The 15430-nt window shown below is 73.4% G+C and carries 11 protein-coding genes, 1 pseudogene and 1 riboswitch; of the genes and pseudogenes, 4 read left to right on the top strand and 8 right to left on the bottom strand.

The window, feature by feature from the left end; all coding sequences use genetic code 11:
* Positions 1–109 precede the first annotated feature (109 nt).
* Genes cobN through OO63_RS24445 form a run of 3 tightly spaced genes read right to left on the bottom strand, consistent with a single transcriptional unit; the run spans position 110 to position 6203 of the window.
* Complete coding sequence (gene cobN / locus OO63_RS24455; protein ID WP_030361324.1) at positions 110–3760, bottom strand: cobaltochelatase subunit CobN; 3651 nt, start codon at positions 3758–3760, stop codon at positions 110–112.
* Positions 3757–5265 carry a cobyric acid synthase gene (locus OO63_RS24450; protein WP_030361325.1) on the bottom strand — a complete coding sequence of 503 codons (1509 nt, stop codon included), beginning with the start codon at positions 5263–5265 and terminating at the stop codon, positions 3757–3759. The genes cobN and OO63_RS24450 overlap by 4 nt, the downstream gene beginning before the upstream one ends.
* On the bottom strand, positions 5262–6203 hold the full coding sequence (locus OO63_RS24445) for a cobalamin biosynthesis protein (protein ID WP_030361326.1): 942 nt from the start codon (positions 6201–6203) through the stop codon (positions 5262–5264). Before OO63_RS24445 ends, OO63_RS24450 begins: the two co-directional genes overlap by 4 nt.
* A gap of 123 nt (positions 6204–6326) precedes the next feature.
* Positions 6327–6478: riboswitch (cobalamin riboswitch) on the bottom strand.
* Between the two features lie 131 nt (positions 6479–6609).
* Here OO63_RS24445 and OO63_RS24440 point away from each other — a divergent pair.
* Positions 6610–6876, top strand: a complete 267-nt coding sequence (locus OO63_RS24440) for a DUF397 domain-containing protein (protein ID WP_078619328.1) — start codon at positions 6610–6612, stop codon at positions 6874–6876.
* A gap of 257 nt (positions 6877–7133) precedes the next feature.
* On the opposite strand, the gene OO63_RS24435 is transcribed toward OO63_RS24440, so the two are convergent.
* From OO63_RS24435 to OO63_RS24420, 4 genes are all read right to left on the bottom strand, one after another.
* Positions 7134–7724: a hypothetical protein gene (locus OO63_RS24435; protein ID WP_030361328.1), complete on the bottom strand. Its 591-nt coding sequence runs from the start codon at positions 7722–7724 to the stop codon at positions 7134–7136.
* Positions 7725–7767: 43 nt separating this feature from the next.
* Complete coding sequence (locus OO63_RS24430; protein WP_030361329.1) at positions 7768–8628, bottom strand: helix-turn-helix domain-containing protein; 861 nt, start codon at positions 8626–8628, stop codon at positions 7768–7770.
* A gap of 352 nt (positions 8629–8980) precedes the next feature.
* Positions 8981–9208, bottom strand: coding sequence for a hypothetical protein (locus OO63_RS24425; RefSeq protein ID WP_030361330.1), 228 nt, complete (start codon positions 9206–9208; stop codon positions 8981–8983).
* A 12-nt stretch (positions 9209–9220) separates the two neighbouring features.
* Positions 9221–10495 carry an inorganic phosphate transporter gene (locus tag OO63_RS24420; protein WP_030361331.1) on the bottom strand — a complete coding sequence of 425 codons (1275 nt, stop codon included), beginning with the start codon at positions 10493–10495 and terminating at the stop codon, positions 9221–9223.
* A gap of 438 nt (positions 10496–10933) precedes the next feature.
* On the opposite strand from OO63_RS24420, the pseudogene OO63_RS24415 reads away from it, so the two are divergent.
* The 3 genes and pseudogenes from OO63_RS24415 to OO63_RS24405 all read left to right on the top strand — a co-directional run.
* Positions 10934–11614 (top strand): annotated as a pseudogene (locus tag OO63_RS24415) (class II aldolase/adducin family protein); the annotation flags it as partial.
* A 402-nt stretch (positions 11615–12016) separates the two neighbouring features.
* Entirely contained in the window at positions 12017–13153 is a 1137-nt protein-coding gene (locus OO63_RS24410; protein WP_030361333.1) for an alpha/beta hydrolase family protein, read from the top strand.
* Between the two features lie 121 nt (positions 13154–13274).
* Positions 13275–14906 (top strand): hypothetical protein, encoded by a 1632-nt coding sequence (locus OO63_RS24405; protein ID WP_397622235.1) that lies wholly within the window; start codon positions 13275–13277, stop codon positions 14904–14906.
* 31 nt (positions 14907–14937) lie between these two features.
* Here OO63_RS24405 and OO63_RS24400 read toward each other — a convergent pair whose 3' ends face one another.
* Positions 14938–15351, bottom strand: a complete 414-nt coding sequence (locus OO63_RS24400; RefSeq protein ID WP_030361335.1) for a VOC family protein — start codon at positions 15349–15351, stop codon at positions 14938–14940.
* Positions 15352–15430: the final 79 nt, after the last annotated feature.

The raw sequence follows: 15430 nt of genomic DNA, 5'->3' as shown, positions 1-15430 counted from the left end.
TCAGCCCGTCCGGCGTTTGAGGACGAGCCGCGCAGCGGCGATACGGGGGTCCGGGGGCGGAGCCCCCGGTTTCGGGAAGGGGCGGGACTGGGGAAAGCCCCGCAGGGCCTCACTCCGCACCCCCTTCAAGCTGCCCCTCAAGCTCCAGATAAGTGGCCCGCAACCGCTCCAACGTCTCCGCGTCCGGCTCCGCCCAGAGCCCCCGCTCCGCCGCCTCCAGCAACCGCTCGGAAATCCCCCGCAGCGCCCACGGGTTGGACTTCTCCATGAAGGCCCGGTTCTCCGGGTCGAACACGTACTCCGCCGACAACTTCTCGTACATCCAGTCGTCCACGACACCCGCGGTCGCGTCGTACCCGAACAGATAGTCCACGGTGGCCGCCATCTCGAAGGCCCCCTTGTACCCGTGCCGCCGCATCGCGGCCATCCACCGCGGATTGACGACGCGAGCCCGGAAGACCCGGTGGGTCTCTTCCCCCAACGTCCGCGTCTTCACCTGATCGGGCACGGCCGAGTCCCCGACGTACGCCTCGGGCGACTCACCGGTCAGATGCCGCACCATGGCGACCATCCCACCGTGGTACTGGAAGTAGTCGTCGGCGTCGACAAGATCGTGCTCACGCGTGTCGACGTTCTTCGCCGCCACAGCGATCCGCCGGAACGCCGTCTCCATGTCCCCCCGGGCGGCCCGCCCGTCGAGCCCCCGCCCGTAGGCGTAGCCGCCCCACACCGCGTACACCTCGGCCAGATCGGCGTCGGAGCGCCAGTTGCGGGCGTCGATGAGCGGCAGCAGCCCCGCCCCGTACGCGCCGGGCTTGGAGCCGAAGATGCGGGCGGTGGCGCGCCGCCGGTCGCCGTGCTCGGCGGCGTCCTCGTCGACGTGGGCGCGTACATAGTTCTGGTCCGGAGCCTCGTCCAACTCGGCGACCGCGCGGACGGCGTCGTCGATCAGCCCCACGACGTGCGGGAACGCGTCGCGGAAGAAGCCGGAGATGCGGACGGTCACGTCGATGCGGGGCCGCCCCAGCTCCGCGACGGGCACGATCTCGAAGCCCGTGACGCGGCGCGACGCGTCGTCCCACACGGGCCGGCAGCCGAGCAGCGCGAGGATCTCGGCGATGTCGTCGCCCTGGGTGCGCATGGCGGAGGTGCCCCACACGGTCAGGCCCACGGACTTCGGGTACGCGCCGGTGTCGGCCAGATAGCGCGCGATGAGCGAGTCGGCGAGGGACTGTCCGACCTCCCAGCTCAGCCTGGACGGGATGGCCTTGGGGTCGACGGAGTAGAAGTTGCGGCCGGTCGGCAGGACGTTGACGAGGCCGCGCGTGGGGGAGCCCGACGGGCCCGCGGGGACGTAGCCGCCGTTGAGGGCGCGCAGGATGTGCCCGATCTCGTCGGTGGTGCGGGCGAGCCGGGGCACGACCTCCTCGCAGGCGAAGCCGAGGACGGCGACGGCGGGCGGCAGTTCGACGCCGACGACGTCACGGACGAGCCCGCGCACGGCGGCGAGGTCCCAGCCGCGCTCCTCCATGCCCTCGGCGAGGCGGCGGCAGAGCTGTTCGAGCAGATCGATGGCGTCGGCGGCGGTCCGGGCGGGCCCGTCCACCAGAGCCGTGAGACCGTCGGCGACCTTCACCGCCGCACCGGGCTCGCCGAGGAGTTCCTTCTCGTCCAGGCCGAAGTGCTCCGCGAGACAGGCCCGAAGCCCCGGCAGCGCGTTGGCGGCACCGCCCCACACCTGCGAGGCGCGAAGCACCGCGAGGACGAGGTTGACGCGCGCCTCGCCGACGGGCCCGCCGCCGAGGATGTGCAGCCCGTCGCGGATCTGCACGTCCTTGATCTCGCACAGATAGCCGTCGATGTGCATGACGAACTCGTCGAACGCGTCGTCGTCCGGCTGGTCGTCGACGTGCAGGTCGTGGTGCAGCTCCGCGGCCTTCACCAGCGTCCAGATCTGCGCCCGCACGGCCGGTGCCTTGACCGGGTCGAGGTCGCTCACCAGGGCGTACTCGTCGAGGAGTTGCTCCAGCTTGGCCAGGTCCCCGTACGTGTCCGCGCGCGCCATCGGCGGCACCAGGTGGTCCACGACGGTGGCGTGCCCGCGCCGCTTGGCCTGGGTGCCCTCGCCGGGGTCGTTCACGATGAAGGGGTAGACGAGCGGCAGGTCGCCGAGCACGGCGTCCGGCGCGCAGCCACCGCTGAGCCCGAGGCCCTTGCCGGGCAGCCACTCCATGGTGCCGTGCTTGCCCATGTGCACGATGGCGTCGGCGCCGAAAGTGCGGTCGAGCCAGCGGTACGCGGCCATGTAGTGGTGGGACGGCGGCATGTCCGGGTCGTGGTAGATCGCGATGGGGTTCTCGCCGAAGCCGCGCGGCGGCTGGATCATCACGACGACGTTCCCGAACCGGAGCGAGGCGAGCACGATGTCGCCGCCGTCGACGTAGAGGCTGCCCGGCGGCTCGCCCCAGGCCTCCAGCATGCCGTCGCGCAGCTCGGGGTCGAGGGCGCTGAACCACGCCTGGTAGTCGGCCAGCGGCACGCGCGCGGGGGCGGCGGCCAGCTGCTCCTCGGTGAGCCATTCGACGTCGTGGCCACCGGCGTTGATGAGGGTGTGGATCAGCTCGTCGCCGTTGTCGGGGTGGCCCTCGACGACGTAGCCCGCGTCCCGCAGGGCGTCCAGGACGCGCACGGCGGAGGCGGGGGTGTCGAGGCCGACGGCGTTGCCGACCCGGCTGTGCTTGGTCGGGTACGCGGTGAAGACCAGGCCGAGGCGCTTCTCGGCGTTGGGCTTGTGCCGCAGCGCGCCGTGGCGGACGGCGATTCCGGCGACGCGGGCGGCCCGCTCGGGGTCGGCGACGTACACGGGGACGTCGTCGGGGCCCTGCTCCTTGAAGCTGAACGGCACGGTGATGACGCGGCCGTCGAACTCGGGGATGGCCACCTGCATCGCGGCGTCCATGGGGGAGAGCGCCGCGTCGGACTCGTCCCAGGCGGCGCGGGAGGAGGTGAGGCACAGGCCTTGCAGGACCGGGATGTCGAGGTCGGCGAGCGCCCCGATGTCCCAGGCCTCCTCGTCCCCGCCCGCGCTCGCGTCGGAGGCGTGCGTGCCGCCCGCGGCGAGGACGGTGGCGACGAGGGCGTCGGCGCGCCCGAGGATCTCGTACAGGCCGGGGTCGGCACCGCGCAGCGAACCGCAGTACACGGCGAGGGCGTTGGCGCCCTTGCCCTCGATGGCGTCGCACAGCGTGTCCACGAAGGCGGTGTTCCCCGACAGCTGGTGCGCGCGGTAGAAGAGCACGCCGACGGTCGGGCGCCCCTCCACGTGCGCGCGCTCCCCGTGCACCCCGTACTCGGGCATCTTCACCGGCTCGGCGAAGCCGTGGCCGGTCAGGAGCACGGTGTCCGACAGGAACCGCTCCAGCTCCACGAAGTTGGCGGGGCCGCCCTCGACGAGATAGCGCAGCGCCTCGGCGACGACGCCGGCGGGCACCGACGACTCGGCCATCAGCTCGGCGTCGGGCACGGACTCGCCGCCGAGCAGCACGGTCGGGATCCCGGCCGCCTTCAGCGCGGCGAGCCCGTCCTCCCAGGCGCGCTTGCCACCGAGGAGGCGTACGACGGCGATGTCCGCGCCGTCGAGGAGCGCGGGCAGTTCCTCGCGCACGTCGACGCGGGTCGGGTTGGCGATGCGGTAGGGCGCGTCGGAGGCGCGGGCGGCGAGCAGGTCCGTGTCGGCGGTGGACAGGAGAAGGACGGTCATGAGGGTGCCCCCGGTGCGATGAAGGGGAGACCGGACGGAGCGCCGGTCTCGATCAGGCGCAGCAGCGCGTCGGTGTCCGCGTGTTCTTCGATGAGGTCGCCGAGGAGGTCGAGCTGTTCCTCGCGCAGGGCGGCGAAGCTGGTGTCGGGCGCGGGCACGAAGCGGCGGCCCGCGGCGCGCGCGACCTCGGTGAGGAAGCGGCGCCGGAACGCGTCGCTCTCCAGCGACCCGTGCCAGTGCGTGCCCCACACGGCCCCGACCCGGCAGCCGTCCAGGAAGGGTTCCCCGCCCAGGACGTCGGCGACGCCGTGGTGGATCTCGTACCCCTCGACCGGCTCGCCGAGCGCCTCGCCGACGGGCCGTGCGAGCGTCTTCTCGCGCTGGAACGTGACGCGTACGGGCAGCAGCCCGAGCCCGTCCACGGTTCCGGCCCGTGACTCGACGTCGTCCTCGATCCGCTCCCCGAGCACCTGGAAGCCGCCGCAGATCCCGAGGACGGGCAGCCTCTCGGCGGCCCGCCGCACGAGCGCGTCCGCGAGCCCGCGCTCCCGCAGCCACTGAAGGGCGCGCACGGTCCCTCGTGTTCCCGGTACGACGACGAGGTCCGCGTCGACGAGTTCCTCGGCCCGGTCCACGAACCGCACCACGACGCCGGGTTCGGCGGCGAGCGCGTCCACGTCGGTGAAGTTGGACATCAGCGGCACCGCGCACACGGCGACCCGCAGCACGTCCGCGCCGACGGGCGCCGCCACGACGGACTCCCGCACCGCCCCGCGCAACGAGACCCGAAGACCGTCCTCCTCGTCGATGCCGAGCCCGTGCCGGAACGGCAGCACGCCGAACGTGTCGCGTCCGGTGAGGTCGCGCAGCATGTCGAGCCCGGGTTCGAGCAGCGACACGTCCCCGCGGAACTTGTTGACGAGGAAGCCCGCGACCAGCTCCTGGTCGGCGGGGGAGAGCAGCGCCACGGTCCCGAAGAACGAGGCGAACACACCCCCGCGGTCGATGTCCCCGACCACGACGACCGGGAAGCGGGCGGCCCGCGCGATCCCCATGTTCACGATGTCGGTGCGCCGGAGGTTGATCTCGGCGGGACTCCCCGCCCCTTCGCAGATCACGGCGTCATACGTGCCCCGAAGCTCCTCCAGGCATCCCACGACGGTGTCGAGCAGCGCCTCCTGCCGCCCCCCGTGGTAGCCCCGGGCGCTCATCTCGCCCACCGGCTTGCCCATGAGCACGACCTGACTGGACCGGTCGCTCCCCGGCTTGAGCAGCACGGGATTCATCAGCGCGCTGGGCTCCACCCGCGCGGCCTGCGCCTGCATGGCCTGCGCCCGCCCGATCTCGGCACCCTCGCGCGTGACGAACGAGTTCAGCGACATGTTCTGCGCCTTGAACGGCGCGACGGACACCCCCTTGCGGGCGAGCCACCGGCAGATCCCGGCGGTGACGACGCTCTTCCCGGCGTCGGAGGTGGTCCCGGCGACCAGCAGCCCGCCGCTCACGCGCACCGCCTCCGTCGCCGCGGGGCCAGGGCCACCGCGACACCCAGGGCGAGCCACCCGACCCGCCGGGACAGCCTGACGGCCCGTTCGATGTCCCTCACCTCGACAGCACGCCCCTCGCCGTGGAGAACAGGGCGATGCTCGACCCGCCCCCCGTACGAGAGAGTCCCCCCGAGCCGCACCCCCAACGCCCCTGCGAAGGACGCCTCGACGACGCCCGCGTTGGGGCTGGGGTGCTTCGAGGCGTCGGCGCGCCATGCCCGCACCGCCCCCCGTGGGGAGTCCCCGGCGACCACGGCCAGCGCGGCGGTGAGGCGGGCGCCCGGCCACCCGAGGACGTCGTCGAGCCGGGCGGAAGCCCACCCGTAGCGCCGGTACTTGGCGGACCTGTGCCCGACCATCGCGTCGAGCGTGTTGACGGCCCGGAACCCGAGCAGCCCCGGCACCCCCGCGGCGGCCCCCCACACCAACGCCCCCACGACGGCGTCGGACGTGTTCTCGGCGACGGACTCGACGACGGCCCGGGCGATCCCGTCGGCGTCGAGCGCCGCGGGATCACGCCCGCACAGATGGGGCAGCCGCTCCCGGGCGACGTCCACGTCCCCCGCGGCGAGGGCGCCCCCGATGGCGCGCGCCTCCCGCGCGAGGGAGGTCCCGCCGACGACGGCCCAGGCCGCGGCGGCGGTCAGCCCGACGGAAGCGGCACGCGAGCGGCGTACGGCGAAAGAAGCGAGCGCACCGGCGCCGGCGGCGCCCCCGGCGCACACCAGGGTGTGCAGCGCGCCCCACCCGCGGTGGTCGCGCCACAGCACCCGCTCGACGGCCCCCGCCGCACGCCCGAACGCGGCGACCGGATGCCCGCGGCGAGGATCGCCGAGCAGCAGGTCACCGAGGAGTCCGGCGGCGGCGCCGTACGCGAAGTCGCGATCGGCACACATGGGGGTCAGCCCGCCGACACGCGGCGGAGCGATCTCGGCCGCCACGGGGCCCCGGGCGGGGCAGGGGACGGCAACGGGCGGCCGCGCATGGCGATATGTCCTCACTCAGGGTTTCCGCGCCCTGGTTCGACGAGACCGGCGGCGAGAGTTCCTGGCTCCCGGGGATCGCGTCGGATCGCCCGGTGACAGTGGCGGGACCGCGCCGGATTCGCACCGGCTTCCTCTCCTGCCGCCGTAAATGGCTCCGGCAGTCCACCACGGCCCACGACGCCCGTCAACTCGCTGTTGACCTGCGACGGGAGAGTGTGCGGAGGTCCACACGGAAGGTTCCGGGGGCCGGTTTACGGCTAGGCGGGAGCAACGCCCGTTCGTAAACTTGAACCTGACAGCAGGAGAGCGGCGCGGCATGCGGACCCGCTCGGGCGACGCCGACTCTTGTGAGCGCACGGGGCAAGGGGGCGGTGTGGCCGACGCGTACTTACCGGCAGCGCAGTGGTTCAAGAGCAGTTACACCGCCACGGCGGGCGGCGATTGTGTGGAAGTGGCCCGTCCCGGCGATCGGGTGTGGGTGCGTGACTCCAACCGCCGCGGCGAGACGCACCTGGCCGTGACGCCACCGGCGTGGCGTGCGTTTGTGAGGGCGGTGGCCTCGGGGAGAGTCGGGGTGGAGTGACCTGTCCCAGCGTGCGCACGGAAGGCTGGAGACCATGGGGGTTGAGAGCAGGCAGCTGCCACTGAGCAGGCATGTCCCGCCGTCCACCAGGCGGCTCGCCCTGGTGGTGTACTGCGGACTCTGCGGCTGCGTCGCCGCCCTGACGGGCGCGCTCGCCTCCCTCCTCGTCGAGGGCGTGCCGTTACGGCTCGTCGTGTGGCTGGCGACGTCCGCCGCCGTGGCGGTCGCCGCCGGTGTCGTGTGGGGCCGTGCGTCACTCATCCCGCGCCCGCCCGTGGAGCGGGCCCGTCCGCGGACGCCCCGTCGGCCGGCGGGCGGGGCTCGGCCGGAGCGGCGGGGTCCTGGCGGCGGCCGCGTCTGAGGGTCCGTACGACCCAGCCCACGGCGGCGGTGAGCAGTCCGCAGACGCCGCTGAGGACGACGGCGAAGTGCCAGGGGCTGATGTCGTAGTGCGCGACGACGCTCCGGCCGATGATCACGGCGGGTGCGATCGTCACGACCACGACGGCCAGGCACAGCGAGACGCAGCCCGTCTTGGCGAGGAAGCTGAGCGTCTGCAGTTCCTGGGAGTGCAGGCTGCGCCGGTGCTCGTGGTCGAGGAGCCGGTCCAGCTCGCGGGCGAAGTCGGGGTCCTTCATGCCCTCCCGGATGAGGTCGTTGACGTGGGTGGGGGCGGGGGGTGCCGTGAGGTCCTGGCCCGGCGGCGGGTCCGCCTCGCCCGCTCCGTCGGCGCCCGCGGGGGCAGGGACCCCAGGGGCGCCGGGGGAGCCGGGGGAGCCGTCTGGGGCTGCGGCTTGCGCGGCCGTCAGGTGGTGCCACAGCCACCGTGCCAACATGACGACCCACATGGCGCGAGACCTCCCCTCGTCCCGGAGCGGACGGCTCCGAGAATCAGTCTGCGAAGCCTTCCCTGACCTCGCTGATCAGGTCGATCGCCTGGCTTCCGCTGTACGCGATCTCCTGCAACTGCTCGAAGCAGTCCTGGAAGTTGGCGACCAGCTCGTAGTTCTCCCGGGTCGCGATGACGGCCTGCGAGAACTCCACGTAGATCAGGTCGTCGTCGTCCTTGAAGCCGAGGAGCGCGAACGGGGTCTGGGTGCTCAGCAGCGCCCCGGCGGTGAACGGCAGCACCTGGAGGGTGGCGTTCGGATGCTCCGCCACCTCCAGGAGCCGCTGCAATTGGCCGCGCATCACCGCCGGGGTGCCGATCCGGCGGCGCAGCGCCGCCTCGTCCACGATGAAGTGCAGGTCCTCGATGCCGTTGTCCTGGTCGAAGACCCGCTCCTGGCGCGCGGTGCGGAACTCCACCAGGCGGCGGCGCGTGTTCGTGTCGCTGACCTCGGGGGTGGCCAGGGCGTCGGCGTACTCCTCGGTGTGCAGCAGGCCGGGGACGACGATGGGCTGGTAAGTGCGCAGGGAGACCGCCGCGGCCTCGAACCCCAGATATTCGGAGAACCGGGGATTGGCGACGTCCGACCACTGCGTCCACCACGACTGGCCCTTCGAGCCCCGAGCGGCGTTGACGAGCTCCGTCACCTTCTCCTCGTCGTCCACGCCGTACTGGCGCAGCAGCGCCCTCAGGTCCGTCACCGAGACACTGACGGTGCCCTTCTCGATGCGGTTCAGCTTCGACAGTGACCATTCGAGTTCGTTCGCCGCCTCACCCTGGGTCTGCCCGGCGTCCTCACGGGCCTTGCGCAGGGCGATGCGGAGCTTACGGCGGTTCAGGCTCGGGTCCAGTTCGCTGGGCATGAGGCTCCTTCACTACGACCAGGAGTCAGCTCGCCATGAAGCCGTACGAAGGGCAGCGATACGAAGGTATGCCTAACGCAGACTGGCCCTCCGCCGTGCAGCGCAGCGCAGCCGCTCTGTCTGACATATGTGCGCCCGACCCTAGCAGAGTGCTGCTACCCAGTATGCCACATGTCTAATCGAACATGAGCGAGTCGCAGCGTGGCCTGATCGAGGATGATCGCTAACGCGTGCCGCCCGCGCGGTCCGCGGGCCTCCTGGCCAGGCGCCGGAACGCCGAAAAGCCCTGAGGGGCGGCCGGTTCGGCCGCCCCTCAGGGCTCTGCGGACGGGGCGCTGCGGCGCCCGCGCCGTCAGACGACGATCAGAGAGATCCCGTACGCGACCGCCGCCGCGCAGAGCGCGAAGCAGGCGTACGCCCCCAGGCGCGCCGGTATCGCGGCGGTGCCGCCTCCGGCAGCCCGCGCCTGCTCGTGCTTGGAGAGGCCGACGATCCCAAGGGTGAACAGGCCCACGAGGGCGACGGTCACCACGAGGCTGACTCCGAAGACGGAGCCGAGAGCTGCCCAGTCGATCTTCATGCTGCTGCTTCCTTACACCGTGGCGGGCCGGGCGGAGTCCGCCACGGACGGGGCGGGCGCGGCGCCTTCGACCGCGGAGGTCCCGGTGCCGGTGGTCACCGGGCCCGCCGGGGGCGGGGTGACGGCGGCGATGGCCGTGGTCACGACGCCCGCGGGTTCGGCGGTGCCGGCGCCGGGGGTGCCGATCTCGTCGGCCGTGACGTTCGTGTGGTCGACCGGCTGGCGGCGCGAAAGGGACCAGATGAGGGCGGAGCCGCCGACCAGGAGCGCGGCCGTGGTGGCGATGCCCCAGGTGCCCTGCTTGGTGAGGAGCTCGGCGCCCGCGCCGACCAGACCGGCGGCCGGGAGCGTCAGGCCCCACGCCACGAACATCCGCGTCGCCGTGGACCAGCGGACCACGCCGCCCTTGCGGCCGAGGCCCGCGCCCATCACGGCGCCGGAGCAGACCTGGGTGGTGGAGAGGGAGAAGCCGATGTGCGAGGAGGCGAGGATCGCCGTCGCGGCGGACGTCTGCGCCGCGAAGCCCTGCGGCGGCGCCAGCTCGGTGAGGCCCTTGCCCATGGTGCGGATGATGCGCCAGCCGCCCAGGTACGTGCCGAGCGCGATGGCGACACCGGCCGAGACGATGACCCACATCGGGGGGTTGGCGCCCGGGTTGAGCACGCCGCCGGTGATCAGGGCCAGCGTGATGATGCCCATCGTCTTCTGGGCGTCGTTCGTGCCGTGGGCGAGCGAGACGAGCCCGGCCGAGGCGATCTGCCCGGCGCGGTAGCCCTTCGAGGTCGCCTTCTCGTCCGTACGGCTGCTGATCCTGTACGTGAGCCGGGTGGCGAGCGTCGCCGCGATACCGGCGACGAGCGGGGCGGCGACCGCGGGGAGCAGCACCTTGGTGACGACCGTGCCGCCGTTGACCGACGACCAGCCCATCGACATCACGGCGGCGCCGATGAGGCCGCCGAACAGGGCGTGGGAGGAGCTGGACGGCAGGCCGAGCAGCCAGGTCAACAGGTTCCAGAGGATCGCGCCCACCAGGGCCGCGAAGATCACTTCGGTCTTGAGACCGTCTTCATTGATGATGCCGCCGGAGATGGTCTTGGCGACTTCGACGGAGAGGAACGCTCCGACGAGGTTCAGCACGGCGGACATGGCCACCGCCGTCTTGGGCTTGAGAGCGCCGGTCGAGATGGTCGTCGCCATCGCGTTGGCTGTGTCGTGGAAACCGTTCGTGAAATCGAACACGAGAGCGGTAACGATCACGATCCCGAGGAGAAGCGTGATGTGTTCCATTTACCCAGGCTTCTGTTGGACGTCAGTGGCTCGTGGAACGTAGGCAACCTGGATGAACGGAAAGTGAACTGGGTTGGGCCGCACGGTGACTCGAACCGGGGTGCCGTCACTCCACATCCTTCCGGCATACACCCACTCGGGCGGCGGGGTGAGGGCGAGGGCCCGTGGGAGGCCCGGAATTAGGCCGTCCGTGGTCCTTTCGGGCGACCCCCGTTCGAACCGCTGAGCTGGGCCGTCGAGCCGCAGAAGAGATCCTGATCACCTGCCGTGACCGGCGCCGCCGTCCGACCGCCCACAGGTCTCAAACCTCCGGCCGTGTGGCGGTGCCGTGTTCCAAGGCTCCACGGACTCCCCCCATTCCATTCCATGGCTCGCCCCGATGTCCGGACGCCGCGCTCGCCCGGCCCCCGCGGCCGCGCCCTCTGGCAGGATCACCGCATGACTGAGCAGCGGCACGACACCACTGCGGGTGCGGGGCGCGAGGCGCTCGCGCGGGCCTGGGACGAGCTGGTCGCGACCGCCCGCAGGACCGTGACGGACGGCCTGGTCGTCGGCACCTCCGGCAACGTCTCCGTGCGCGTCGGCGACACCGTCCTCGTCACCCCGAGCGGCGTCCCCTACGACCGGCTGACGCCCGCGGACATCCTCGGCGTCGGCCTGGACGGCGAGCGGCTCCTCGGCACGCTCGGCCCCACCAGCGAACTGCCCATGCACCTGGCGATCTACCGCGCCACCGACGCCGGGGCCGTCGTCCACACCCACGCCGTGCACGCCACCGCCGTCTCCACCCTGGTACCGGAACTCCCGCCCATCCACTACATGACCGGCGCCCTCGGCGGCCCCGTCCGCGTCGCCCCGTACGCCCTGTACGGCACCGACGAGCTGGCCGAGCACATGCTCCACGCCCTGCGCGACCGCACGGCCTGCCTGCTCCAGAACCACGGCACGGTCGCCTACGGGGACTCCCTCTCCCAGGCCTTCGACCGCACCGCCCAATTGGAGTGGATGTGCCACCTCTGGCTCACCGCGACCTCGGTGCCCGGCCGCACGCCGAGCATCCTGTCCGCGGAACGGGTGAGCGAGGCGGGGCGGAAGCTGAAGGGGTACGGGCAGCGGGGGGCGGGGGTGGACGGGTCCGGCGGGACGGACGGGTCTGGCGGGGTGGACGGGTCCGCTGGGATGGACGGGCCCGGCGGGGCGAACGGGTCTGCTGGGGCGGACGGGTCCGGCAGGGCGAATGGGACCGCCGGGGCGGACAGGGTGGACGGAGGCTGACCGCGGCCCCGAGGCGGGGCGGGGGTGGCTCATGGTCGGGGGTCGGCTCGGCGGGCCGGGCGAGTACGGGCCGGGAGCGCGGTGCGGGGTAGCGGCCGGGTGCGCGTGGCGGCCGGGACCGGGGTGCGCGTGGCGGCCGGGACCAGGTGCCGGTGGCGGCCGGGACCGGTCGGTGCCCCCGCGCGGAGTGCACTCCCGCGCCGCCGCCCACTGGCCGCGTTCCCCGACCCCGCAGACACTGTTGGGGTGCGCCCTGCCAAAGCGACGACCGCCGCCGTCACCACCGCAACCGCCGTCCTAGGCGCCACCGCCCTCGCCATCGCGGCCGGGCGCTACGCCAGCGACGCCGCCCTGAAGGCCCCCGCGGGCCGCCCCCTGCCGACGGAACCACGTCTGACCGTGCACTCCACGGCCGCAGGACAGATCGCCCTCACCCGATCCCTGGCCTCCCGGCGCCCCGGCCTGTACGGCCTGAGCGGCGACGGCTGCCACGCCGTCGTCGGCCCGGTCCTCGACGCCGCCCCGCACGAGGCCGACACCGTCGTGCGCCGCCTCGAACGCGTCACCCACGGCACCCTGGAGCCCGGCGCCCGGGTCCGGCTCACGCCACAGGTCCACATCGGCGACCCGCGCGGGGCGCTCGGCATCCACCACGCCGACGTCGACGTCCCCGGCGAACTGGGTCCGCTGCCCGCCTGGTTCGTGCCCGGCGCCCGCGACACCTGGGTGATCACCGTGCACGGCCTCGGCACCACCCGCGAGCACCCGATGGTCGTCATGGACTTCCTGCGCCGCCAGCAGCTGCCGGTGCTCGACCTCGCCTACCGCGGTGACCTGGGCGCGCCCCGGCCACCGGACGGTCTCGGCCACCTCGGCGAGACCGAATGGCGCGACCTGGACGCCGCCATCCGCTACGCCGTGCGCTACGGAGCCCGCGACGTCGTCCTGTACGGCTGGTCCACCGGCGCCTCGATGGCCCTGCACGCCGCCGCCCGCTCCGCCCTGCGCGACCGCGTCAAGGGCCTGGTCCTGGACTCGCCGGTGCTCGACTGGGAGACCACGCTGCGCGCCCTGGCCACCGCCCGCCGCACCCCCGGCGCGCTGCTCCCGCTGGCCGTGCGCGCCGCCCAGGGCCGCACCGGTCTGCGCGGCGACCGCCTCCCCGACGCCGCCGACCCCGCCGCCCTGCGGGTTCCGACCCTCGTCCTGCACGGCCCCGGCGACACCGTCGCACCCTGGGAGCTCTCCCGGGCACTGGCCGGAAAACGCCCTGACCTCGTCACCCTGCACGCCGTTCCGGATGCGCCCCACGGCGCCATGTGGAACGCCGACTCCGCACGGTACGAAGAGGCGCTGCGCCGCTTCCTCACCCCCTTGATGTAGCCGATGCGACCCCCTTCCCACCTCTGGGCCTGACGCTCCGCGACCGCTCTGGGGTCCGCTTTCCAGGCCCCCGACGGGATTCCGTTTGGGTTTTCGGACCGTCAACAGGAAGACTGCTCCCGTGACGTCCCGTATCCCGCGCGACTCCCGGCTCCACCTCGTCCGCACACCGTCCCCGAGGGCCGAAAGGCGAGCGGAGGCGGAGCGCGGCCGAGCGCGCGGCCCCCTCGGCGCCCCCGGCGCGGTGACCCAGCGCCGCTCGCGCCGTCCCGCGCCCCCGCCGCCGGAGGGCACCCCCGCGCCCGCCGAGCTGGCCCGCATGGCCCGCGCGGGCCTGGCGAGCGCCGTACGCGTCGCCCGCTGGGCCGACCAGGCCCTGCGCCCCGACACCGGCCCCCTGCGCGCGGCGGGCAAGGGCAGGGCTGACACCGGGCCCAACGCCTCGACCGGCGGCGCCCTCTCCGACGCGACCGCCGAACGCGCGGCCGCCGCACTCGACATGACGGTCCACCAGGTCCGTGCCGACTGGGACACCGCCCGCCTGGCCGGACTCGTCGAGGTGCACGGCGGCACCGCACGCCCCGGCTGGCGGCTGCGCGCCTGGGACCGGGACGACGCCGCGGTCCTGCGCGGCTGGGTCGCCCTGTTCGACGCCTGGTCGCTCGTCCACCCCGCCCCCGCCGAACTTCCGCCCGCCACCGTCGCGGAGGCCGTCGAGGCCGTCCCCCAGCTCCTCTCCTTCCTCCAGCTGTCGGCGGGCCCCGTGCCCGTGCCGCAACTCCTGGACCTCCTGGACCAGCGCGTCCGGGAACTGCGCACCGAGCGCTGCGAGATCCCGTACGGCCCGCAGGCGGAGCCCGAGCCCCCGTCCCGGCCCGCACCGCACCGGGAGGCGGTGCCGCCCCCGGCCTCCGCCGCCCCGGCCTCCGCGGCCCCGGTCACCGCTGTCCCCGCCCGCGCCGACGCCGCCCCGCCCCAGGCCGCCACCGCCCCGGCCGGCCCCACGGAGCCCGACGACTGCGCGACCCAGCCCCCGCTTCCCGCCCTGCTCGACTGGGCGTTGCAGGCCCTGTCCGCCGTCGGCGCCCTCACCTGCGCCGACAGCCAGGCCACCCTCACCCCGCTGGGCAGCTGGGCGGTGTGGGTCAAGCTGGAGCAGATCTGCGTGGCCGCGCAGAGCCCGGCGGGGCACATCGAGCAGTCCGCCGAGGACATGCTCCGGGGGTGCGCCCGGCTGCGGCCCAACGCGGCCCGCGCCGAGTACCGCGCCTGGCTCGCCGCCCGGGACGTGGGCACCGCCGTCACCGAACTCCTCGACGCCGCCCGGGGCGAGGACGCCCTGCTGCGCGGCCTCGCCTTCGAGGCCCTGCGGGTCGTCGGCGCCCCGGCCGAGCCGGACGTCCGCGCCGTCGTCGACGAGACCTCGCTGCGGCCCTACGCCCTGCTGTGGCTCGCCGAGCACGAGGGCACCGACCCCGAGGACGTCCATCTCGTCCTGACCCGGGCGGAGTCCACCTGGCTGTGGGTCGACACCGCGGCGGCCGTCGCCGACCACGGCGAGGCCGAACTGCTCGTGCGTCACCTGGAGTCGGCGCCGCAGCCCACCGTGCCCGCGCTCATCGACGAGGTGCGCACCGTCGGCCATCCGCGCACCGTGCAGGTCCTCGTCGCGCTCGCCGCGGCCCACCCGGACCCGGCGCTCGCGAAGGCCGTGCGCCGGGCGGCGTTCCAGGTGCACACCGGCGGCATGTGAGAGCCGCGCCCGCCCCGGGGCCCGGGGCGGGTCAGGCGGGTATCTCCGGGGCGTACGTACCGAAGCTCCAGATGTTGCCCTCCGCGTCCCGTGCCATGTAGTCCCGCGAGCCGTAGTCCTGGTCCGTCGGGGGCATCAGGATGTCCGCGCCGTGCTCCACGGCCCGCTCGTGGTGGGCGTCGACGTCGTCCACCACGATGTACGTCGCGGTCGGGCCCGCGTCCTTCATCGTCTCGGCGAAGAGGCCGCCGCGGCCCTTGGAACCCAGCATCACCGCGCCGTTGCCGTACGCGAGTTCGGCGTGCAGGACCGTGCCGTCCTCGCTCTCGTACACACTCGTCTCCGTGAAGCCGAAGGCCTCCGTGAGCTGCTTGATAGCGGCCTTGGCGTCCGCGTACAACAACGTCGGGAAGATGCTCGGACGTCCCCTGACAGCGCCTGCCATGGCGATCACTCCTTCGTTCGACGTGACCTGTTCCACAGTCTGGCACCGGGGTCTGACAACGGCCCGGGAGCGCCCGCCG

It is taken from the genome of Streptomyces alboflavus, from assembly GCF_000716675.1.
GTDB lineage: Bacteria > Actinomycetota > Actinomycetes > Streptomycetales > Streptomycetaceae > Streptomyces > Streptomyces alboflavus.
This window is presented reverse-complemented; position numbering and strand designations above follow the sequence as displayed.